20 protein-coding genes and 2 tRNA genes are annotated in these 22,526 nt (G+C 60.7%); 16 read left to right on the forward strand and 6 right to left on the reverse strand.

Annotated features, from left to right (window positions below; all coding sequences use genetic code 11):
• Positions 1–44 precede the first annotated feature (44 nt).
• Both ACP39K_RS18140 and ACP39K_RS18145 read left to right on the forward strand, forming a co-directional pair.
• Positions 45–121 (forward strand) — tRNA-Asp (locus ACP39K_RS18140).
• Between the two features lie 51 nt (positions 122–172).
• Positions 173–248: transfer RNA gene (locus tag ACP39K_RS18145), tRNA-Trp, on the forward strand.
• A gap of 268 nt (positions 249–516) precedes the next feature.
• On the opposite strand, the gene hdfR is transcribed toward ACP39K_RS18145, so the two are convergent.
• Entirely contained in the window at positions 517–1,344 is an 828-nt protein-coding gene (gene hdfR / locus ACP39K_RS18150) for an HTH-type transcriptional regulator HdfR (protein WP_028128092.1), read from the reverse strand.
• 119 nt (positions 1,345–1,463) lie between these two features.
• Here hdfR and ACP39K_RS18155 point away from each other — a divergent pair, with 119 nt between their 5' ends.
• Entirely contained in the window at positions 1,464–1,802 is a 339-nt protein-coding gene (locus tag ACP39K_RS18155; protein ID WP_004929946.1) for a MaoP family protein, read from the forward strand.
• A gap of 27 nt (positions 1,803–1,829) precedes the next feature.
• Here ACP39K_RS18155 and ACP39K_RS18160 read toward each other — a convergent pair whose 3' ends face one another.
• On the reverse strand, positions 1,830–3,353 hold the full coding sequence (locus ACP39K_RS18160; protein ID WP_016930477.1) for a YifB family Mg chelatase-like AAA ATPase: 1,524 nt from the start codon (positions 3,351–3,353) through the stop codon (positions 1,830–1,832).
• 341 nt (positions 3,354–3,694) lie between these two features.
• Here ACP39K_RS18160 and ACP39K_RS18165 point away from each other — a divergent pair, with 341 nt between their 5' ends.
• The 10 genes from ACP39K_RS18165 (at position 3,695) to ACP39K_RS18210 (ending at position 14,068) form a co-directional block, all read left to right on the forward strand.
• Positions 3,695–4,927: an MFS transporter gene (locus ACP39K_RS18165; RefSeq protein WP_004929950.1), complete on the forward strand. Its 1,233-nt coding sequence runs from the start codon at positions 3,695–3,697 to the stop codon at positions 4,925–4,927.
• Positions 4,928–5,060: 133 nt separating this feature from the next.
• Entirely contained in the window at positions 5,061–5,159 is a 99-nt protein-coding gene (ilvL, locus tag ACP39K_RS18170) for an ilv operon leader peptide (protein ID WP_013814970.1), read from the forward strand.
• A 142-nt stretch (positions 5,160–5,301) separates the two neighbouring features.
• Positions 5,302–6,948, forward strand: a complete 1,647-nt coding sequence (gene ilvG, locus ACP39K_RS18175; protein WP_089185121.1) for an acetolactate synthase 2 catalytic subunit — start codon at positions 5,302–5,304, stop codon at positions 6,946–6,948.
• On the forward strand, positions 6,945–7,202 hold the full coding sequence (gene ilvM / locus ACP39K_RS18180; protein WP_004929955.1) for an acetolactate synthase 2 small subunit: 258 nt from the start codon (positions 6,945–6,947) through the stop codon (positions 7,200–7,202). The genes ilvG and ilvM overlap by 4 nt, the downstream gene beginning before the upstream one ends.
• A gap of 23 nt (positions 7,203–7,225) precedes the next feature.
• On the forward strand, positions 7,226–8,152 hold the full coding sequence (locus tag ACP39K_RS18185; protein WP_016930475.1) for a branched-chain amino acid transaminase: 927 nt from the start codon (positions 7,226–7,228) through the stop codon (positions 8,150–8,152).
• Between the two features lie 106 nt (positions 8,153–8,258).
• The gene (gene ilvD, locus ACP39K_RS18190; RefSeq protein ID WP_033631836.1) at positions 8,259–10,109 is read left to right on the forward strand and encodes a dihydroxy-acid dehydratase; all 1,851 of its coding nucleotides are present in this window, start codon (positions 8,259–8,261) and stop codon (positions 10,107–10,109) included.
• Positions 10,110–10,114: 5 nt separating this feature from the next.
• Complete coding sequence (ilvA, locus tag ACP39K_RS18195; RefSeq protein WP_016930473.1) at positions 10,115–11,659, forward strand: threonine ammonia-lyase, biosynthetic; 1,545 nt, start codon at positions 10,115–10,117, stop codon at positions 11,657–11,659.
• Between the two features lie 112 nt (positions 11,660–11,771).
• Positions 11,772–12,767 (forward strand): Ssp4 family T6SS effector, encoded by a 996-nt coding sequence (ssp4, locus tag ACP39K_RS18200; RefSeq protein WP_016930472.1) that lies wholly within the window; start codon positions 11,772–11,774, stop codon positions 12,765–12,767.
• Entirely contained in the window at positions 12,767–13,345 is a 579-nt protein-coding gene (gene ssi4 / locus ACP39K_RS18205) for an immunity protein Sip4 (protein WP_197818724.1), read from the forward strand. The genes ssp4 and ssi4 overlap by 1 nt, the downstream gene beginning before the upstream one ends.
• A 21-nt stretch (positions 13,346–13,366) precedes the next feature.
• A complete protein-coding gene (locus ACP39K_RS18210; RefSeq protein WP_497008743.1) occupies positions 13,367–14,068 on the forward strand; it encodes a DUF2461 domain-containing protein in 702 nt (233 codons plus the stop codon).
• A 9-nt stretch (positions 14,069–14,077) separates the two neighbouring features.
• Here ACP39K_RS18210 and ilvY read toward each other — a convergent pair whose 3' ends face one another.
• The gene (ilvY, locus tag ACP39K_RS18215) at positions 14,078–14,968 is read right to left on the reverse strand and encodes an HTH-type transcriptional activator IlvY (protein ID WP_004929971.1); all 891 of its coding nucleotides are present in this window, start codon (positions 14,966–14,968) and stop codon (positions 14,078–14,080) included.
• A gap of 168 nt (positions 14,969–15,136) precedes the next feature.
• Here ilvY and ilvC point away from each other — a divergent pair, with 168 nt between their 5' ends.
• On the forward strand, positions 15,137–16,612 hold the full coding sequence (ilvC, locus tag ACP39K_RS18220; protein ID WP_016930469.1) for a ketol-acid reductoisomerase: 1,476 nt from the start codon (positions 15,137–15,139) through the stop codon (positions 16,610–16,612).
• A 47-nt stretch (positions 16,613–16,659) separates the two neighbouring features.
• On the opposite strand, the gene ACP39K_RS18225 is transcribed toward ilvC, so the two are convergent.
• Complete coding sequence (locus ACP39K_RS18225; protein ID WP_033639154.1) at positions 16,660–17,361, reverse strand: LuxR family transcriptional regulator; 702 nt, start codon at positions 17,359–17,361, stop codon at positions 16,660–16,662.
• A gap of 243 nt (positions 17,362–17,604) precedes the next feature.
• On the reverse strand, positions 17,605–18,537 hold the full coding sequence (gene kdgK / locus ACP39K_RS18230) for a 2-dehydro-3-deoxygluconokinase (RefSeq protein WP_060444989.1): 933 nt from the start codon (positions 18,535–18,537) through the stop codon (positions 17,605–17,607).
• 238 nt (positions 18,538–18,775) lie between these two features.
• On the opposite strand from kdgK, the gene pdeH reads away from it, so the two are divergent.
• Complete coding sequence (gene pdeH / locus ACP39K_RS18235; RefSeq protein WP_016930466.1) at positions 18,776–19,567, forward strand: cyclic-guanylate-specific phosphodiesterase; 792 nt, start codon at positions 18,776–18,778, stop codon at positions 19,565–19,567.
• A gap of 91 nt (positions 19,568–19,658) precedes the next feature.
• Positions 19,659–21,698, forward strand: a complete 2,040-nt coding sequence (locus ACP39K_RS18240; protein ID WP_497008744.1) for an AsmA family protein — start codon at positions 19,659–19,661, stop codon at positions 21,696–21,698.
• Here ACP39K_RS18240 and ACP39K_RS18245 read toward each other — a convergent pair whose 3' ends face one another.
• Positions 21,699–22,466 (reverse strand): CDP-diacylglycerol diphosphatase, encoded by a 768-nt coding sequence (locus tag ACP39K_RS18245; RefSeq protein ID WP_244757843.1) that lies wholly within the window; start codon positions 22,464–22,466, stop codon positions 21,699–21,701.
• Positions 22,467–22,526 lie beyond the last annotated feature (60 nt).

Genomic DNA, 22,526 nt, shown 5'->3' on the forward strand with positions numbered 1-22,526 from the left:
CGCGATGTTGCCGGCATCGAAAGATGCAACGTAAAAGAATCGGTGGAGCGGTAGTTCAGTTGGTTAGAATACCTGCCTGTCACGCAGGGGGTCGCGGGTTCGAGCCCCGTCCGTTCCGCCACTTATTTAATTATGCCTGCTTTATTAGCAGGCATAATGTTAAGCGAGATTTAGGGGCGTAGCTCAGTTGGTAGAGCACCGGTCTCCAAAACCGGGTGTCGCGAGTTCGAGTCTCTCCGCCCCTGCCATATTAAGAACCCTTTGCGAAAGCAAAGGGTTTTTTTTGCCTATTATCCCGATCCTTAGAGCGTTATCGTTTTGGAAAAGAGCGCATCGGCTGCTCTATGCTGATGCTTATCTGATCCGAGTTGCTCCATAGCCTTTCGATCTTTACCCCCGCGGACCTCCTGATTCTCCTACCATTTTGCATTTTCTTCTCTCAGAAGGCGATGGGCGGCTTTTGGCATGATAGACAGCCAAGACCACGGTGGCGGCTTTTAAGGCCGCCATGGCGCTTTAGGCTGCGGTATTTAAAGGTATTTTAAGTAATTGCCGAATCAAAGGTTGTTGATCGCTGTTTTGCAACCAGACGGCATACAGTGGGCGGATAATCGGCGGGATCTCGGTGGCGGCCACCAGCTGTGGGTACTCTTTTTCCCAATGGCTGGGCAGGAAAGCGCATCCGCCCGTGGTTTCTAACAGCTGACGCGTCAGGTGAGCGGAGGTGGTGGTAAGCACCGGTACGTTATCACCTTCCAACATGCGGTTTTCTTGTTGGTGGAAGTCGGCTCCCCATTCCAGCTTGATGTAGGGCATTGGGGCCTGTTTGTCACGATAAGCGGATGAGAACAGGCGTAATGAGAAATTGCTCAGTTGCTGGCTGGCCAACTCATCCATCTTCGGCGGTTCAGTGGTGATCAGTAAATCGAGCTGCCTTTCATGCAGTTGTTTTACCAAAGAGTGCCTTAATGCCACCCTGGCTTCTAGCTGCAGCGCCTCGCGTTGTTGATAGAGTGCTTGCAACCAGGGAGTCAGATAGGCCTCCCACAACGAAGCGGTAGCGCCGATCGACAACTCGGTGTGTTGCAGCGAACGCACGACTTCCTTCTTCGCCAACTGCCAGGTGTTCATCAGGCTCTCGGCATAGGGCAGAAGCCGCTCGCCGGCAGGCGTCAGGCGGATGTTATTGCGATGACGGGTAAATAAATTTGCGCCCAACTGGTTTTCTAGCTGACGGATGCGGAAACTGACCGCGGACTGCGTTAAGTACAAAGATTCTGCGGCTCTGCCAAAGTGACGCGTTCTACTGACCTCCAAAAAGGTTTTCAGTAATTCGGTATCCACACCTATCTCCAAAAAAATTTGTCGTTAAGATTTAAATGTTTTGTTTTACACGCTGTCAAGCCTATCTAATACTCCGCGCCATAAACAGCACGGCCATAAGAGAATTAGGAGCGTGTCAGATGGCGGATAGCTTCACCACGACCAATCGTTTTTTTGATAATAAACATTACCCTCGCGGGTTCTCCCGTCACGGCGATTTCACCATTAAAGAGGCGCAATTGCTAGAGCGCTTCGGCTACGCGTTTAACGAGTTGGACTCGGGTAAACGCCAGCCGGCCACTGAAGAAGAACAGCTGTTCGTCGCAGTGTGCCGCGGTGAGCGCGAAGCGGCTACCGAGCAGGAAAAAGTATGGGCTAAATATCTGGCGCGCACACGTCGCCCGAAGAAATTCCATACTCTGTCCGGCGGTAAACCGCAGGCTGACGCAGTAGAAGATTACAGCGACAGCGAAGACTAAAGACGATGGGGCCTGCGGGCCCCATTTTCATTCCAGACTGCGATGCAGTTGTAACAGCAGACGGTCCATACTGCGATAGCCCAGCGCTTCGCTGAGGTGGCGCCTGTCGAGCTCAGCATCTCCCGCCAAATCCGCCAGCGTGCGCGCCACTTTCAAGATGCGCTGCCAGGCGCGGACCGATAACCCCAGCGTGTTTAATGTCGCTTCCAAAAACTCGGCGTCTGCCGCCTGCAAAACGCAATCTCGTTCCACTTCACGGTTGCTCAACAGCGCGTTGACTTTACCGGCGCGTTCGAGCTGCCGGGCGCGTGCCTGCTGCACCCTTTTCCGTACTTGTTCGCTGCTTTCTCCATGAGCTTTCCGATGACTGAGCGTACCCGGCGGCAACAACGGCACTTCGATAGACAGATCGAAACGGTCGAGAAAAGGCCCTGACAGCCGGGCCAGATAGCGCAACACCTGCTGCGGTGAGGCGCGATTGTGCAACCCCTGATAATGCCCTGTCGGGCTGGGGTTCATTGCCGCGATCAGTTGCACCCTGGCGGGGAAACAGACCTTGGCGTTGGCGCGTGAAATCACGATCTCGCCGGATTCCAACGGCTCACGCAGCGCATCCAGTACCTTACGCTCGAATTCCGGCAGTTCATCCAGAAACAGCACGCCGTTATGCGCCATCGAGATCTCGCCCGGTCGCGGCAGTGAGCCGCCGCCGACCAATGCCGCCATCGAGGCGCTGTGGTGCGGCGCGCGAAACGGCCTCTGGCGCCATGGTAGCGCGGCGGGAATGTGATGCTGCAAGCTGGCGATTGCCAGGCTTTCCAGCGCCTCAGCCTCCGTCAGCGGCGGCAGCAAGCCCGTGAGACGGCTGGCCAGCATGGTTTTACCGGTGCCCGGTGGCCCAATCAACAGCAGGTTATGCCCGCCGGCGGCGGCGATCTCTAATGCCCGCTTGGCCTGTTCCTGGCCGATGATGTCGCGCAGGTCGGCGTTTTCGCACGCGTTGTCCGCATCGGGGGGCGTGGCCGCTACCGGCAGTTCGCCTTGGCCGAGCAAAAAAGCGCAGACTTCCAGCAGGTGTTGGGCGGTATGGGAGCGCGACTGCGCGATCAGGCCGACTTCGGCGGCGTTGTCCGTCGAGAGGATCAGTTGCCGCCCGGCATCAGCCGCCGCCAGTGCCGCCGGGATCGCTCCCCTGACCGCGCGCAGTGAGCCAGACAGCGCGAGCTCGCCAAGAAACTCGTAGCGCGCCAACGGCGCGAGGGGCAATTGCTCGGAGGCGGCGAGGATCGCCAGCGCTATCGGCAGATCGTAACGCCCGCCTTCTTTCGGCAGATCGGCGGGCGCCAAATTGACGGTGATGCGCCGGGCGGGAAAGGTGAAACCGCTGTTGATCAGGGCGCTTCGCACCCGATCGCGCGCCTCTTTTACCGTGGTTTCCGGCAGGCCGACCAGCGTCAGGCCGGGCAGGCCATTGCTGATATGCACCTCCACCGTTACGGAAGGGGCCTGAACGCCGATGATGGCGCGGCTATAGATTAACGCCAGTGACATATCGCTCTCCTTGCTGAGGACGACATGATGCGAGGTTCATCCTGGCATTGCGCGGCGTTATTGGTGGTTTTTCTAGGGGTTTCGCAGCGTAATTGCTTATTTTCATCGAAGTAAATGAGATTGTGCGAGCCGCCTCGCAACCTGCGGCAATACCCATTAACAATTCGCTGAAGGCTGCAACACATTAGCGGCCCATACGCATTGCAATCATAGGGTTAACGGGTGTATTTAACAATTGATTAAAAGAAAAATCACTTCTTTAACAAGCTCCGACCGCCGCCGCATTCTGCCCGGCAGCCGCTAAACCTCCTGACTTCGTACTCTACGGTAGGGATAACACTATGTTTGGTTGGACCCCGCTGCAACGCAACGCGGCAATCGCCAGCTTTTCAAGCTGGACGCTCGACGCTTTCGATTTTTTCGTGCTGGTATTCTTACTCAGCGACATCGCGCAATCCTTTCACGTCGGTCTGGAACAGGTCACGTTGGCGATTCTGCTCACGCTGGCGGTGCGCCCGATTGGCGCGCTGATCTTCGGGCGTGCGGCGGAAAAGTATGGCCGCAAACCGATCCTGATGTTGAATATCGTCTTTTTCTCGGTGTTTGAGCTGCTCTCCGCCGCCGCGCCCTCGCTGACGGTCTTCTTGCTGTTGCGGGTGTTGTACGGTGTCGCGATGGGCGGCATCTGGGGCGTGGCGTCGTCGTTGGCGATGGAAACCATACCGGACCGCTCACGCGGCCTGATGTCGGGTATTTTCCAGGCCGGCTATCCGTTTGGTTATCTGCTGGCGGCGGTGGTGTACGGCCTGCTGTTCGAAACGGTCGGCTGGCGCGGCATGTTCGTCATCGGCGCGGCGCCGATCCTGCTGCTGCCGTTTATTTATTATTGCGTGCAGGAGTCGCCGGTGTGGCTGGCGGCGCGTGAGCGCAAAGAAAGCACGGCTTTATTGCCGGTGTTGAAGAGCCACTGGAAGCTATGCTGCTATCTGGTGCTGCTGATGGCGGCGTTCAATTTCTTCTCCCACGGCACGCAGGATCTGTATCCGGTGTTTCTGAAAGTTCAGCACGGTTTCGACCCTAAAACCGTCAGTATCATCGCCATTAGCTACAATATCGCGTCAATTATCGGCGGTGTTTTCTTCGGTTCGTTGTCGGAAAAGATCGGCCGCAAAAAAGCGATCATCATTGCCGCGCTGCTGGCGCTGCCGGTGATCCCGCTGTGGGCGTTTTCCAGCGGTTCGCTGATGTTGGGGATCGGCGCTTTCCTGATGCAGTTCATGGTGCAGGGCGCCTGGGGCGTGGTGCCGACCTACCTGACCGAGTTGGTGCCGGCCAACACCCGCGCGGTGCTGCCGGGGTTTGTGTACCAACTGGGTAACCTGATCGCTTCGGTCAACGCCACGCTGCAAGCCACCATCGCCGAGCATCATGGGCATAATTACGGCCTGGCGATGGCGATCGTCGCTGGTACGGTGGCGGTAGCGATCGCCCTGTTGGTGTTCTTCGGCAAGGATACGCGCGGCAAGGCGATCACCGACGCGGTAGAAAATCCGGGTATGCGCGCCAACGTGTGAAAGATGGGCGATTCGCGTGAGGTATGACCAGATTGCGCCGAATAATAACGCAAAAAAAGTGTTGTCATGCCGCGCGCGACTATGATACCTCTGTAAGCATTAGTTCTGAATGAGCACAGTGAACAAACCCATTATGAAAGCCTTTGCCCAAGTGATTAGCCTAGTCGTGATTAGCGTGGTGGTGATTATTATCCCACCGTGCGGGGCTGCACTTGGACGAAGAAAGGCTTAGCAAACAAGCCGGAATCGCAAGAGAACCCCCGCACCGTCAGGTCCGGGGGTTTTTTATTGGCAAGAGAAAAGTGGAGCAAGGGGCAGAACATGAAAAACAGAACAAAATCCTGCAGTTGTCGAAGTAAGGCGGGGAAATAACCATGAATGGCGCTCAGTGGGTAGTTCAAGCGTTGCGTGCGCAGGGGGTGGATACCGTATTCGGCTATCCGGGCGGGGCAATCATGCCGGTGTACGATGCGTTGTATGACGGCGGCGTGGAACACCTGCTGTGCCGCCATGAACAGGGCGCCGCCATGGCCGCCATCGGCTACGCCCGCGCCACCGGCAAAGTCGGCGTTTGCATCGCCACTTCCGGTCCCGGCGCCACCAACCTGATCACCGGCCTGGCTGATGCGCTGCTCGATTCTGTTCCCGTTGTCGCCATCACCGGTCAGGTGGGTTCCGCGCTGATCGGCACCGATGCCTTTCAGGAGATCGATGTTCTCGGCCTGTCTCTGGCCTGCACCAAGCACAGCTTCCTGGTGGAGTCGCTGGACGCCTTGCCGGGCATCATGGCGGAAGCGTTCGCCATCGCCGCAGGCGGCCGTCCCGGTCCGGTGCTGATCGATATCCCGAAAGACATCCAGCTGGCGCAGGGCGACTTGCACCCGCATCTGATGCCGGTCGACGAAGCGCCGGCGTTCCCGGCGGCGGCGTTGGCCGAGGCGGCCGCGCTGCTGGCGCAGGCGCACAAACCGATGCTGTACGTCGGCGGCGGCGTGGGCATGGCGCAGGCGGTGCCGGCGCTGCGCGAGTTCATCGCGGTGACCCGCATGCCGAACGTCGCCACCCTGAAGGGGCTGGGCGCGCCGGATGCGCAAGATCCGTTGTACCTCGGCATGCTGGGCATGCACGGCACCAAGGCTGCCAACCTGGCGGTGCAGGAGTGCGATTTGCTGATCGCCGTCGGCGCGCGTTTCGATGACCGCGTGACCGGCAAACTGAACGCCTTCGCGCCGCACGCCAAAGTGATCCACATGGATATCGACCCGGCGGAAATGAGCAAGCTGCGCCAGGCGCATGTGGCCCTGCAGGGCGATTTGAAAACGTTGCTGCCGGCGTTGCAGCGCCCGCTGAATATCGCCGCCTGGCAGCAGCAGGTGACGGCGCTGAAAGCCGAGCACGCCTGCCGCTACGATCACCCCGGCCAGCCGATCTACGCGCCGCTGTTCTTGCGCCAGCTGTCCGCCCGCAAGCCGGCCAACAGCGTGGTGACCACCGACGTCGGCCAGCACCAGATGTGGAGCGCGCAACACATGACGTTCGAGCGCCCGGAGAATTTCATCACCTCCAGCGGTCTCGGCACCATGGGGTTCGGCGTGCCGGCGGCGGTAGGGGCCCAAATTGCCCGTCCGCAAGATACGGTGATCTGCGTCTCGGGCGATGGTTCCTTCATGATGAACGTGCAGGAACTGGGCACCATCAAGCGCAAACAGCTGCCGCTGAAGATCGTGCTGCTGGACAACCAGCGTCTCGGGATGGTGCGCCAATGGCAGCAGCTGTTCTTCGACGGCCGCTACAGCGAAACCAACCTGTCCGATAACCCCGACTTCCTGATGCTGGCCGCCGCCTTCGGCATTCCCGGCCAGCGCATCAGCCGCAAGGATCAGGTGGAGGGCGCGCTCGAGGCGCTGTTCAACACCGAAGGCCCTTATCTGCTGCAGGTCTCTATCGACGAACTCGAAAACGTCTGGCCGCTGGTGCCGCCGGGCGCCGGCAACGAAACCATGTTGGAGGAAATATCATGATGCAGCATCAACTCTCGATCCAGGCGCGTTTTCGCCCCGAAATGTTAGAGCGCGTATTGCGGGTCGTGCGTCATCGCGGCTTTCAGGTTTGTGCTATGAATATGGTTTCCCCGGCCAACGCCGACAGCATCAATATCGAATTGACCGTTGCCAGCCCGCGCCCGGTCGCCCTGTTGTCATCTCAATTAAGCAAACTGATGGACGTCTCCTGCGTCGAGATCCAGCAGCCAACATCACAACAAATACGCGCCTGAGGCGCCGAGAAGGATAAATAACAATGACAAAGAAAGCCGATTACATTTGGTTCAATGGTGAGATGGTTCCTTGGGCCGAGGCCAAAGTGCACGTGATGTCGCACGCGTTGCATTACGGCACGTCGGTATTTGAAGGGGTGCGCTGCTACGACTCGCACTTGGGGCCGGTGGTATTCCGTCATCGCGAGCATATGCAGCGCCTGCACGATTCGGCGAAAATCTACCGCATGCCGGTGTCGCAAAGCGTCGACGAGCTGATGGAAGCCTGCCGCGCTACGCTGCGCAAGAACAATCTGGTCAGCGCGTACATTCGCCCGCTGGTGTTCGTCGGCGATGTCGGCATGGGCGTCAACCCGCCGGCCGGTTATAAAACGGACGTGATTATCGCGGCGTTTCCTTGGGGCGCTTACCTGGGTGAAGAAGCGCTGGATCAAGGCATCGATGCGATGGTCTCCTCCTGGCACCGCGTCGCACCAAACACGATCCCCACTGCGGCCAAGGCCGGCGGCAATTATCTTTCCTCCCTGCTGGTGGGCAGCGAAGCGCGTCGCCACGGCTATCAGGAAGGCATTGCGCTCGACGTGCACGGTTACATTTCCGAAGGGGCGGGCGAAAACCTGTTTGAAGTGAAAGACGGCGTGCTCTATACCCCGCCGTTCACCTCTTCGGCGCTGCCGGGCATCACCCGCGACGCGATCATCAAGCTGGCGAAAGACATGGGCTTCGAGGTGCGCGAGCAGGTGCTGTCGCGCGAATCGCTGTACCTGGCCGACGAAGTGTTCATGTCCGGCACCGCGGCGGAGATCACGCCGGTGCGCAGCGTGGACGGCATTCAGGTCGGCATCGGCAAATGCGGCCCGGTGACCAAACAGATCCAGCAGGCGTTCTTCGGCCTGTTCAGCGGCAAGACCGAAGACAAATACGGTTGGCTGGATCCGGTCAATCCGTAACGACAAGGTTCGCCGCGCAGCGTGGCGGACGACAAGACAGACAAGATAAGAATATCCAGGCGGTTCGTTCGCCGCCTGTCATAAATACATTTGGAGTGAAAAGAGCATGCCTAAGTACCGTTCCGCCACCACCACCCACGGCCGCAATATGGCGGGTGCCCGCGCATTGTGGCGCGCGACCGGGATGACCGACGCCGATTTCGGCAAGCCAATCATCGCCGTGGTCAACTCCTTTACCCAGTTCGTGCCTGGCCATGTGCATCTGCGCGATCTGGGCAAACTGGTCGCCGAACAGATCGAAGCCTCCGGCGGCGTGGCCAAAGAGTTCAACACCATCGCGGTGGATGACGGCATCGCCATGGGCCACGGCGGCATGCTCTATTCCCTGCCGTCGCGCGAGCTGATCGCCGACTCGGTCGAATACATGGTGAACGCCCACTGCGCCGATGCGATGGTGTGCATCTCCAACTGCGACAAGATCACCCCGGGCATGCTGATGGCGGCGTTGCGCCTGAATATTCCGGTGATCTTTGTCTCCGGCGGTCCGATGGAAGCCGGCAAGACCAAACTCTCCAACCAGATCATCAAGCTGGATCTGGTGGACGCGATGATCCAGGGCGCGAACCCGAACGTCAGCGACGCCGACAGCGAGCAGATCGAGCGTTCCGCCTGCCCGACCTGCGGCTCTTGCTCCGGCATGTTCACCGCCAACTCAATGAACTGCCTGACCGAAGCGCTGGGCCTGTCGCAGCCGGGCAACGGTTCGCTGCTGGCCACCCACGCCGATCGCAAGGAACTGTTCCTCAACGCCGGCAAGCGCATCGTCGAGCTGACCAAACGCTATTACGAGCAGGACGACGAGAGCGCGCTGCCGCGCAATATCGCCAACAAGGCGGCGTTTGAAAACGCCATGACGCTGGACATCGCCATGGGCGGCTCGACCAACACCGTGCTGCACCTGCTGGCTTCGGCGCAGGAAGGCGAGGTGGACTTCACCATGGAGGACATCGATCGCCTGTCGCGCAAAGTGCCGCACCTGTGCAAGGTGGCGCCGAGCACGCAGAAATATCACATGGAAGACGTGCACCGCGCCGGTGGCGTGATCGGCATCCTCGGCGAGCTGGATCGCGCCGGCTTGCTGAACCGTGAGGTGAACAACGTGCTGGGGCTGACCCTGCCGCAGACGCTGGAAGCCTACGACGTGATGCTGACCCGCGACGAAAGCGTCAAGAAAATGTACTCCGCCGGGCCGGCCGGTATCCGCACCACGCAGGCATTCTCTCAGGACTGCCGTTGGGATTCGCTGGACACCGACCGCAAGGAAGGCTGCATCCGCACCCGTGAGCACGCCTACAGTCAGGACGGCGGATTGGCGGTGCTGTACGGCAACCTGGCGGAAAACGGCTGCATCGTCAAAACCGCCGGCGTGGACAAAGAAATCCTCACCTTCCGCGGCCCGGCCAAAGTCTATGAAAGCCAGGATGAGGCGGTAGACGCCATCCTCGGCGGCAAAGTGGTGGCGGGAGACGTGGTCGTTATCCGTTACGAAGGGCCGAAAGGCGGCCCGGGCATGCAGGAAATGCTTTATCCAACCACTTACCTGAAATCGATGGGGCTGGGCAAGGCGTGCGCGCTGATCACCGACGGGCGTTTCTCCGGCGGCACCTCCGGGTTGTCCATCGGCCACGCTTCGCCGGAAGCGGCCAGCGGCGGCCTGATCGCCCTGGTGCAGGACGGTGACATGATCGCCATCGACATTCCTCATCGCGGCATCCAGCTGGACGTCAGCGAGCAGGAGCTGGCGGCGCGGCATGAGGCGGAACTGGCGCGCGGCGACGCGGCCTGGACGCCGAAAAACCGTGAACGTCAGGTGTCCTTCGCGCTGCGCGCCTACGCCTCGTTGGCCACCAGCGCCGACAAAGGCGCGGTGCGCGACAAGAGCAAACTGGGGGGATAAGCAGCATGGCGGTCTCTCAACCCCTACCCAGCGCCCCCTGCGGCGCGGAATATCTGCGAGCGGTACTGCGCTCGCCGGTCTACGAGGTGGCGCAGGTCACCCCGTTGCAGGCCATGAGCAAAATCTCTTCGCGCCTCGGCAACACCATTTTGGTGAAGCGCGAAGATCGCCAACCGGTGCACAGCTTCAAGCTGCGCGGGGCCTATGCGATGATCGCCGGGCTGGACGAAGAGCAGAAGGCGCGCGGCGTCGTGACGGCTTCTGCCGGCAACCACGCGCAGGGCGTCGCCTTCTCCGGTAAACGGCTGGGCATCAAAACGCTGATCGTGATGCCGGTGTCCACCGCGGACATCAAGGTGGATGCGGTGCGCGGCTTCGGCGGCGAAGTGTTGCTGCACGGCGCCAATTTCGACGAGGCCAAGGCAAAGGCGATTGAACTTTCCCAACAGCAGGGCATGACCTTCGTGCCGCCGTTCGATCACCCGACGGTGATCGCCGGGCAGGGCACGCTGGCGATGGAGCTGCTGCAGCAAGACGCGCATCTGGATCGGGTCTTCGTGCCGGTCGGCGGCGGCGGCCTGGCCGCCGGGGTGGCGGTGCTGATCAAACAGCTGATGCCGCAGATCAAAGTGATCGGCGTCGAAGCGGAAGACTCCGCCTGCCTGCGCGCGGCGCTGGATGCCGGCCATCCGGTGGATCTGGCGCGCGTCGGGCTGTTCGCCGAAGGCGTGGCGGTGAAACGCATCGGCGACGAAACGTTCCGCCTGTGCCGTGAGTATCTGGACGACGTGATCACCGTGGACAGCGACGCCATCTGCGCGGCGGTCAAAGATCTGTTCGAGGACGTGCGCGCCATCGCCGAACCTTCCGGCGCGCTGGCGCTGGCGGGGCTGAAAAAGTACGTCCAGCAGCACAACATTCAGGGCGAGCGTCTGGCGCACGTGCTGTCCGGCGCCAACCTCAACTTCCACGGGCTGCGCTACGTTTCCGAGCGCTGCGAACTGGGCGAACAACGCGAAGCGCTGCTGGCGGTGACCATTCCGGAACAACAGGGCAGCTTCCTCAAGTTCTGCCAACTGCTGGGCGGGCGCTCGGTGACCGAATTCAACTACCGCTACGCCGATGCCGACAACGCCTGCATTTTCGTCGGCGTGCGTCTGACGCGCGGCCACGCCGAACGACGGGAGATCATCGACGAACTCAACGCCGGCGGTTATCAGGTGGTGGATCTGTCGGACGATGAGATGGCCAAGCTGCACGTGCGCTACATGGTGGGCGGGCGTCCGTCGAAGCCGCTGCGCGAACGGCTGTACAGCTTTGAGTTTCCGGAGTCGCCGGGCGCGCTGCTGAAGTTCCTGCAAACGCTGGGCACGCACTGGAACATCTCGTTGTTCCACTATCGCAGCCACGGCACCGACTTCGGCCGGGTGCTGGCGGCCTTTGAACTGGCGCAAAGCGAGCCGGAATTCGAGCGGCACCTGCAGGCGCTGGGCTACGATTGCCACGACGAAACCGACAACCCGGCGTTCCGCTTCTTTTTGCAGGGGTGAGCCGGATTGATAAGTAACCGTGACGCATTAGTCAGTTTATGGGTTGCGTGGTTGTGATTTTGTCGTGCATTTTTATACTGCCAAGACTTCTGACGTATAGGGATGCACGACAATGAAAACTGCTTTTTCTACGCCGTTCGGTTCTCCCGAAGACGATTTGACCAACGCCGAATTTGCCCGCCTGTTGGGCAATGCCGGGGTACAAGAGTTCTATCGCGATATTAATCTGCAAGCCTTGCAGGACTCGCTGGACTGCAGCCTCGCCTTTCATGGCGTGGGGATTATTTTTTCCGACGGGCAAAACTCATTTTTAGTCCGCCCGACGCAGCACACCGGTTATTCGAACGCTTCGCAGGTCACCCACGTGGTCATCAGCAAAACGGTGGCTCATACCTCGCGCGTTGCCGCGACCAATACGCTGTCGGAAGCGCTGAGCAAACCCAGCGTCAGCAAAGAGCTGGCCTCGGCCGCGCTGTCGTGTGGAACGCTGCTGGTATCGGTCTTTTTACTGGCGTCGGGCAGCGTCGCCGTGCCGTTTACCGGCGGCACCAGCTCGGCGGTGGCTTATCTGGGCTATGCCGGCATGGCCGCCAGTGCGTTGCAATGCGGTAATGGGCTGTACCGCGTCAACAAGCTTTATGACGGGAAAGGCGATGAATTGGCTCAGCTCGATTCAGAGCAGTGGTATATCGCCACCAGTACCGTGCTCGATGTGATCTCGCTGGCCAGCGCGGGGGCCGCCCTGAAGGAAGCGACGATGACCTACCGCGCCATGCGCCGCATTTCGGCGCGCAAGGCGACGGAATGGCTGAAAAGCATGCCCCGCAGCGAAAGGAAGCGGCTGACCGAAAACATCATTCGGGCGGAAAACCCGGGGATTTCCAATAACGTCTTGAAAGAGATGGTGAAGAACGGTTTATACCCGAAGCGCTATCCGACGGAAGCGATCCAAAACGGGCTGCGTCAGCAATTGCATTCGGCGCTCAATAACTCATTGACGTTCGTGGGCAGCGGCATCAGCGGCACCCTGTCTGCACCGGTGAATGTGAAAACCACCGGGCAGTATTTTGTGGGCATTATGCAGAAATTGCCGCAGATGGTGAGGTAATGGCGGACTGGATGATTAAACGCCTGATTGTGCAGGGCCGGGAAATGGAAAGCCAAATCGCGGCGCGCGATCGTGCGCTTTTTGCCGGCGTGGATGCGCAGCTTGAGCAGCATTTCCTGACGCCGGGCCAGCGGTTGTCACCGCCGGGCGTCGGCAATGTCATGTTGCTGATGGTATGCCTGACGCTGGGGCTGGCGGGCGTGATGGGCCTGGCCACGGACGTGGCGGCCGCCTGGAGCGGCAAGACTTCTGCCGCCGTTCTAATGGGCAGCGGCGCGATCGTGGCGGTGTGGATGACGCTGATCCTGTTCCAACTGGTGCAGGGTAAAAACAGCGGGGTGGTATTGCTGCAATATTACCTTGGCATGCTCAGTCTGTGTTGTCTCGGCGCCGCGGCGGCGTGGGCGGCGGGCATGACCGGCATCGCCACCGGCGCCCTGCTGCTGGGGGGCGCGGTTGGCGGGGCGCTGTTCAGCAACCGGGCGGCGTTCTACCTGTATGTCGCCTATTTCCGCACGCGTCGGCGCGTGTTTATCAAACGCCGTTGGCAGAGGGAAGATCTGCGCAACACCCGATAAACCGTCAGAACGGAAAAACTTATGACGCAACCTTTCTCCGGCTTTAGCCAGCAGGGCCTGAATTTCCTGCAGCAGGTGCGGATCGAGAACGATAAGGCGTGGTTCGACGGCAACCGCGACATCTACGATCGCGAACTGCTGGCGCCGTTTCGCGCGCTGGTGGAGCAGTTGGCTCCCGGCATGCTGGCGATCGATCCGCAGTTTGAGACTCGCCCGGCGATCGGCAAAACGCTGTCGCGCATTCATCGCGATACGCGGTTTTCTCACGACAAGTCGCGCTACCGCAGCCGCATGTGGCTGACGTTCAAACGCCCGAGCAAAGACTGGAAAGATGCGCCGGTCTATTTTTTTGAACTGGGGCCGGACATGTTGCGCTATGGGCTCGGCTACTACAGCGCCAACAAGCCGACCATGGATCTGTTCCGCCATACGCTGAAACAACGGCCGCAGCCTTTCCTGGAGGTGGCCGCCTGCTGCCGGCCGCCGTTCGAGCTGGTGGGCGAAAGCTACAAGCGCCCGCTGGTGAAGGAGCAGGCGGCGGAGATCGCCACCTGGTACAACCGCAAGTCGTTTGCGGTGATGGTGACGGACAGCGAAGTGGAAAAGCTGTTCAACGCCGATCTGGCGCCGCTGCTGGCCGGGGCGTTTTTGCAGCTTGAGCCGCTCTACCACTGGCTGATGCAGGTAGAGGCGAGGAAGCAGATCGATCCGGCAGACCTTTGAAACCCCGCGTCAGCGGGGATGCAGCAACCGCCAAAAGGCGTCGATCAACGGATCGCTGAGGCGCTTTTTCTGAACGCAGACCCCCAGCTCGAAGGGTTCGACCATCGAGATGTTATCCAGCTGCGAGATGCGGTTGCGCACCGGCTCCGGGCTGTTGTCCACCACCACGCTTGGGATCAGCGCGATGCCGCAGCCCAGGGCCACCATCGACACGATGGCCTCGTGGCCGCCGACGGTAGCGTAAATCAGCGGATTGCTGATGCGGTGGCGGCGGAACCACAGCTCGATGCGTTTTCGCGAGGGGCCGTGCTCCGGCAGGATGAACGGGATCTCGGCCCAGTCGGGCTTGTCGGCGAACGCCTGGCTGCGCACCGCGCAGGGCAGCGCCGGCGCGATCAGCACCAGCGGAATTTCGCCGATTTTGGTGAACGCCACGCTGGCGGGCAGCGTTTCCGGCCGGCCGGCGATGCCGAGATCGGCCTCGTTGGATTGCACCTTGTCGACCGCGTCGGCGGCGTCGCCGGTGGTCAGCTTAATCTCTACCAGCGGGTGCTGCGCGCGGAAGCGATCGAGGATCGGCGGCAGGTGGCTGTACGCCGCGGTCACCGAGCAGAACAGCCGCAGTTCGCCGCTCAGCGAAGGGCCGTGCTGGCCGAGCGAGTGTTTCAGCTGCTGATACTGCAGCAACGTCTGTTGGGCGAATTCTTTCAGCTGTTCGCCGGCGTCGGTGAGCTGCACGGTGCGGTTATCGCGCAGGAACAGCGGCTGCCCGAGGATCTCTTCCAGCCGCTGGATCTGGCGGGAGAGCGTCGACGGGCTGACGTGCATCGCCTTGGCGGTGCGCCCGAAGTGATGGCTTTCGGCCAGATGCAGGAACAGCTTTAAATCACGTAAATCCATATCGATACGCTCGCAGTGAGAGTGTTGCAAAAATTGCAATGTCACGTTCTCAATATATCAATTTAAGCAACGCATTTCCTGTTATACATTGAGTTTAACGAATCTCCGCACAGACAGGGCGGGGAATGAAAATAACAATGCAAGACAACATCAAACCGGAGTACCACCATGGCTAACTATTTCAACACATTGAACCTGCGTCAGCAGTTGGCGCAATTGGGTAAATGCCGCTTTATGGCGCGCGACGAATTTGCTGACGAAGCCGGCTACCTGAAAGGTAAAAAAGTGGTGATTGTCGGCTGTGGCGCCCAGGGCCTGAACCAGGGACTGAACATGCGCGATTCCGGTCTGGATGTCGCCTATGCCCTGCGCAAAGAAGCGATTGACGAGAAGCGCGCTTCCTGGCGCAAGGCGACCGAAAACGGCTTTAAGGTCGGCACCTACGAAGATTTGATCCCGCAGGCGGATCTGGTGGTTAACCTGACCCCGGACAAGCAGCACTCTTCCGTGGTGCGTGCGGTGCAGCCGCTGATGAAAGACGGCGCGGCGCTGGGGTATTCCCACGGCTTCAACATCGTTGAAGTGGGCGAGCAGGTGCGCAAAGACCTCACCGTGGTGATGGTCGCGCCGAAGTGCCCGGGCACCGAAGTGCGTGAAGAGTACAAGCGCGGCTTCGGCGTGCCGACCCTGATTGCGGTTCACCCGGAAAACGATCCGAAAGGCGAAGGCATGGCGATCGCCAAGGCCTGGGCGGCGGCGACCGGCGGCCACCGCGCCGGCGTGCTGGAATCCTCCTTCGTCGCTGAAGTGAAATCTGACCTGATGGGCGAGCAGACCATTCTGTGCGGCATGCTGCAGGCGGGTTCTCTGCTGTGCTTCGACAAGCTGGTTGCTGAAGGCGCCGATCCGGCTTACGCCGAGAAACTGATTCAGTTCGGCTGGGAAACCATCACCGAAGCGCTGAAGCAGGGCGGCATCACGCTGATGATGGATCGCCTGTCCAACCCGGCCAAGCTGCGCGCCTATGCGCTGTCCGAACAGCTGAAAACCATCATGGCGCCGCTGTTCCAGAAGCATATGGACGACATCATTTCCGGCGCCTTCTCCAGCGGCATGATGGCCGACTGGGCGGAAGACGACGTGAAACTGCTGACCTGGCGCGAAGAGACCGGCAAAACCGCGTTCGAGAATGCGCCGCAGTTTGAAGGCAAGATCAGCGAGCAAGAGTACTTCGATCATGGCGTGCTGATGGTGGCGATGGTGAAAGCGGGCGTTGAGCTGGCGTTCGAAACCATGGTCGATGCCGGCATCATTGAAGAGTCGGCTTACTACGAGTCGCTGCACGAGCTGCCGTTGATCGCCAATACCATTGCGCGTAAGCGTCTGTATGAAATGAACGTGGTCATCTCCGATACCGCGGAGTACGGCAACTACCTGTTCGCCAACGCGGCGGTGCCGTTGCTGAAGGACTTCATGACCACCCTGCAGGCGGGCGATTTGGGTAAGGCTGTGGCGGGTACGGCGGTGGACAACGCGCAGCTGCGCGACGTGAACGAAGCGGTGCGCAGCCACCCAATCGAAACCGTCGGCCGCAAACTGCGCGGCTACATGACCGACATGAAACGTATCGCCGTTGCGGGCTGATTTTCCGCAAGATAAAAAACAAAAAGCCGGCAGCAATGCCGGCTTTTTTATGCCTGAGGCGGCGCGATCAGTTGCCGTTCAAGGCCGCGCCGGATCGCGTGTTTGGCGTTGGCGACCCCCAGCTTCCGCACCGCATTGCCGATATGAAACTTCACCGTGCCGGTTTTGATCCCCAGGATCAGCGCGATCTCATTATAGGTTTTGCCCTGGCTGGCCCAATAGAGAATTTCCCCTTCGCGCGGCGAGAGCCGATCCTTTCGGCTCGCCTCGGCGCTGGCCAACGCAAGCGCGTGCTGGTGGGTATCGACCAAGACCATCTGCAGGCTGGCCCTTTCTTCCTCCATTAGCTGCCGCAGTTCGGCGTCATCGGCCGCCGTCGCGCTGATCGACAAGATCGCCAGATTGTTGTCGTGATCGTGCAAAACAAAGCTGCAGCCGTGCACGATGTCGTACTCCCGCGCCTGGCTGAAGATCTTCCGATAATGCCGATCCTCGGTGGTGAGGGCGGTGTCGTGCCACATAAAGGGCGCACAGCGGTTATGGGCGGCGCGCACGACGGGATCGATGCGCTGATAGCGATTGGCACTGTAGATGTCCAGCCATTCTTGCGGGTAGCTCGATACCAACAGATGGCGATCGGGATGATGTTTGTTGAAGGTCAAGTAAGCGTATTTGAATTGGCTGAAGGCCTGTAGCCGGCCATCAAGATGCAGTCTTGCGGCGACGGCGTTGGCGAATGTGACGGCCATCGGTAACCTCCCTGTCGTTCGGCGGCTCAGCCCGACCTGCACCAAAGTCCAGCTAGTCAGTGCGGCGGATTGAAATTTATACTCGGCTAATAAATTCAAAAAGACGGCAATGCCAAGACCCGAGCTTAGCAGCTCTGGGCGGAAATAAGCCAACGCCAGGGAAATTCTTTCAATCATCCTCTGATCAATGCTTCTGGGATCCATTGCGTGGGCGGCGGGGCGACTTCGCCGCCGCCTTATTGATTATGCGGGCATCGCCGCTGCGGGAATGATGGCGCCGCGATGTTGGATCACCGTCGCAGCAAGCTGGTGGCCGCGCTGCGCCGCCTGCCGGGCGCCGCCGCCGTTCAGGCGCACCGCCAGGTAGCCGGCGCTGAAAGAGTCGCCCGCCGCAGTGGTATCCACCACGCGCTCCGGCGGCAGCGCGATCGCCGGCACCTCAAGCCGCTCCCCCTCCAGATTGAACACCAGACAGGCATCCGCGCCGCGTTTGATAACGATCTCGCCGACGCCGAGCGCCTGCGTGCGCGTCACTATCTGTTCAACCGGCTGCGCGCCCCACAGCAATTCTTCGTCATCCAGCGTCAAAAAGGCGATGTCGGTGCAGGCCAGCACCTCGCGGTAGGCCTGCTGCGTTTCCTCACGGCTTGGCCACAGACGCGGGCGGTAGTTGTTGTCGAAGATCACCTGGCCGCCGTTGGCGCGACAGCGGCGCAGCAACGCCAGCAGCTTCGTGCGGTCGGCAGGCGCGAGGATCGCCAGGCTAATGCCGCTGAGGTACAGGTAATCGAACTGCGCCAGCCGCTCGCACAGTGCGTCGGCCTGCGGTCCAGCAAGCCAATAGCGGGCGGCGGCGTCATTGCGCCAATAGTAGAAAGTGCGTTCGCCGGCGGCGTCGGTTTCGATCACGTACAGGCCCGGCAGCTTGTTGTCGAACTGCTGAATCAACCCGGTCTCGATCTTCTCCTGCCGCCAGGCCTGCAGCATCTCGCCGCTGAAGCTGTCGGTGCCGAGCGCAGTGACGTAATGCACCTGCAACGTCTGTTTCGGCATTTGGCGGGCGAGGTAGACGGCGGTGTTGAGGGTATCGCCGCCAAAGCCGCGCGTCAGCTGTGCGCCCTGCTGTGACAGCTCGATCATGCATTCGCCGATCACGGCGAGGTTTCGGATAGTCATCGTCAATAAGCCCTGGCTAAAGAAGAAGCAACAGCCACCAGTCTCCACGCAAGGCGATAAGGGAGTCAATAAATTAAAACAGTGTTTTAATTTTTTATGATCGCGATCGGCCAACGCCGACAGGGTGAAGAGGAAAGCGTGCGGCAATTCGTGCTTAAAGTTTTACGTGGCGTGGCCGATAAGTTGGGTAAAGAAACAGCGGCAGCGCTCTCACTTCCCCGCCACGGCGATAGTACCGATGATAACCAATCTGATCTCGGGTCTGCTGGCGCCCTGTTTTGCCCTCTATGCCTGCGCCAAATCGCGGCGCTACTGGCGGCAATGCCGGCGCTTGTATACCTTCCAGCCGATTTATCGCACCAGCGGCGCGCTGTTGGCGGTGGAACTGCTGACGGCGGTGCATCACCCGAATGAGCCGGACAAGCGGCAATCCCCGGAACAGTATTTTGCCTCGCTCGGCGTCGCCCAGCGTTTGCGGGTGGTTCAGGAACAGCTGGCGCTGTTGCAGCGCTGGCAGGCGTTGTTCATCCGCCACGCAGTGATGGTATCGGTCAATATCGACGGCATCGCGCTGCAAGCATTGCAGCGTCATCGCGCGTTGCAACGGCAGATCGCCGAGATGCCCTATCTGCGCTTCGAGCTGGTGGAGCACGCCGCAACGGCATCAAACCGCCCGCTGCAGCAGATTGTCGGCGGCGAGCGGCTGTGGCTGGATGATTTCGGCAGCGGGCTGGCCAACTTCTCCGCCGTCGGTGCCTGGCGGTATCAATACATCAAGGTGGCGCGCGAATTGTTCACCTTGCTCAAACAGTCGGAAGAGGGGGTGCAGCTGCTCGGCACCCTGATCAAGATGATGAACCAGCACAGCGACGGGGTGATCGTCGAGGGGGTGGAAACCGAGCAGGAGTGGCGCCTGGTGCAGCGTTCCGGCGCGTTGGCCGCACAGGGCTACTACCTTTCCCGTCCGGCGTGCTTTGAAACGCTGCACAGCGTGCCGACGCTGTTCGCCGCGCCCGGCGCGCCGGCGTGAACTCCGGCCTATCCTCAGCTAGGCTTAAACGGGGCTGCTAATTCCTTTTCCTTTTATTCGGCAGCCTGGCTTATGCGCTGAGGGAGCCGCTATGACAAGAACAGGAAAGGTTTTCAGCTGGTTGGGCGGCATTGTGCTGCTGGCGATCGCTGCACTGGCGATCTTCATCGCTACCTTCGACTGGAATCGACTCAAGCCCACCATCAACGACAAAGTGTCGGCCGAACTGCGGCGGCCGTTCGCCATCCGCGGCGATCTGGGCGTCGACTGGTCGCGTAACCCGGATGAGGGCGGCTGGCGCGCCTGGGTGCCCTGGCCGCATATTCATGCCGAAGACGTGTGGTTGGGTAATCCGAAAAACATCCCCGGCGACAGCATGGTGACGCTGCAGCGCGTCGACGCCAGCATCGCACCGCTGGCGCTGCTGAGGAAAGAACTGCTTGTCCCGCGCATCTGGCTCAAGCAGCCGAATGCGTCGTTGCAACGCCTGGCCAACGGCGACAACAACTGGACGTTTGACCTGGCCGGCGGCCAGGATCCCAAGCAGCCGCCTTCCGCCTGGTCGTTCACCGTTCACGATATCGTGTTCGACAAGGGACAGATCGCCTTTAAAGACGCCACGCTGAAGGCGGATTTCCGCGCCGTTATCGATCCGCTCGGCAAACCGCTGCCGTTCAGTGAAGTGACCGGCAAACAGAGCGGCGGCAAGAGCGCTACACCCGATTATGTTTTCGGCTGGCAGGTGAAAGGCAAATATAACGGCGAACCGCTGAGCGGCAGCGGCAAGATCGGCGGCATGCTGTCACTGCAGAGCGCCGATCTGCCGTTCCCGCTGCAGGCCGACGTGCGCTCCGGCAGCACCCGGGTGGCGGTGGCGGGCACCTTGTCCGATCCGCTGAACCTCGGCGGCCTGGACGTGCAGCTGAAATTTTCCGGTGAAAGCCTGGGGAATCTCTATGGCCTGACCGGCGTGCTGCTGCCGAACACGCCGCCGTATGCGACCGATGGCCATCTGATTGCCCGCCTGCACCAGCCGGGCGGCGCCGTGTTCGAATATCAGAAATTCGACGGCAAAATCGGCGACAGCGATATTCACGGCAGCTTGAAATACGTTGCCGCTAAACCGCGGCCGACGCTGAGTGGCGCGGTGAGCTCCCGGCAGCTGAGGCTGGCGGATCTGGCGCCGCTGATCGGCGCGGATTCCAACGCCGCCAAAGCCGGCCGCGGCGAGAAGAGCCGCCAGCCGGCGGATAAGGTGCTGCCGGTTGAACAGTTCGATACGCAAAGCTGGCGCAAGATGGATGCGGACGTGAAGTTTGTCGCCGCGCGCATTGAACGCGGCAGCGATTTGCCGCTGAGCGATCTGGCCACGCACCTGAAACTGAACAATGGCGAACTGCGCCTGGATCCGCTGCGCTTCGGGATGGCGGGCGGCAGCCTGAGCGCCGTCGTGCGCCTCGACGGCGGCAAAAAGCCGATGCGCGGTCAGGTAGATATGCACGCGCGCAAACTCCAGCTCAAACAGCTGTTGCCGAACGTGGCGGCGATGAAGCGCAGCCTCGGGCAGATGAACGGCGACGCCAGGCTGACGGGCAGCGGCAATTCGGTGGCCGAGCTGCTGGCGACCAGCAACGGCGACCTGCGCCTGTTGATCAATAACGGGGTGATCAGCCGTAGCCTGATGGAGATCCTCGGTCTGAACGTCGGCAACTATCTGGTGGCGCAGCTGTTCGGTGACGACGTGGTGGGCATCAACTGCGCGGCGGCGGACGTCGGCATCCGCAGCGGCGTCGCCGCGCCGCGGCTGTTCGTGTTCGACACCGAGAACGCGGTGATCAACATCACCGGCAACACCAACCTCGCCACCGAACGGCTGGATTTGTCCATCGATCCGGAAAGCAAGGGCATGCGCGTGCTGACCCTGCGCTCGCCGCTGTACGTGAAAGGGACCTTCAAGCACCCCGACGCCGGGGTGAAAGCCGGACCGCTGATCGCGCGCGGTGCGGCGGCGGTGGCGTTGGGGGCGGTGCTGACGCCGGCGGCGGCGCTGCTGGCGCTGGTCTCGCCCAGTGAGGGCGGCGAGGAGAATCCGTGCGGGCAGATCCTGCGGGAGATGAAAGGCAAAAAATAATCAGGCGTGCGGCGGCGGCGTGAGCACCCGGCAGTCGTGATCCTGGATCTCTTCCGCCGAGGCCAGGGTAAACGGCAGCAGGCTGCGCTCGGTCGCCAGCAGCAGGAAATCGCCGTCCGGCAGCGCGGTCATCGCCAGGCCGAAGCTGTCCATGCGCCCGTCGGCGCGCGGCAGGCCGGAAGCCAACAGGCGGAAGGCGCCCTGTTGTTCCAGTTCGGCGGGGGTCACCCGCCGCCCCAGATAGTCATGTCCCAACAGGCCGCCGGGCAGCGGTTGCCATTGCTCGATGAAATCGGGGCCAATCTGCGCCAGCCGCTGTTTTACCGCCGGAGACAGGCAGGAGATATGAATGTGCAGCTGGTTTTGCGTGCGGCCATATTCCGAATTGATCGCCAGTGAAATATCGCCGTCGTCGATGGGTTTGCCATAACGCTCCGCCATCACGTGGCGCGCGCGCCAGGCCTGGGCGAAGAAATTCGGCGTGGCGGCGTCCAGCACCGCCGGGCTTTCGATACCGGTGATTTTGGCGCTGGGCATCAGCAGGTATTGCAGCGGCCCGTTGCGATCTTTAAACACCACGAAACCGGCCGGCACATCCACCTGCGCGCAGGGCGCCGGGTTGTCATGCGCTTGCTGATTGGGCAGACATTGCTGGCTGACGATGCGCCATAGCGCATCGGGATGGTCAGGCTTCAACCCGTAATAGAGCGCGATGGCGAGAGCCGCCAGCAGCGCCACGCAGACAAATACCCCACGACGCAAAGACATCGGCCGATCCTGTTACCGAGAGAAACATTCAGCATAGCCCGGTTTTATGACAGGAAACGA

Source organism: Serratia sp. EC4 (assembly GCF_059652115.1).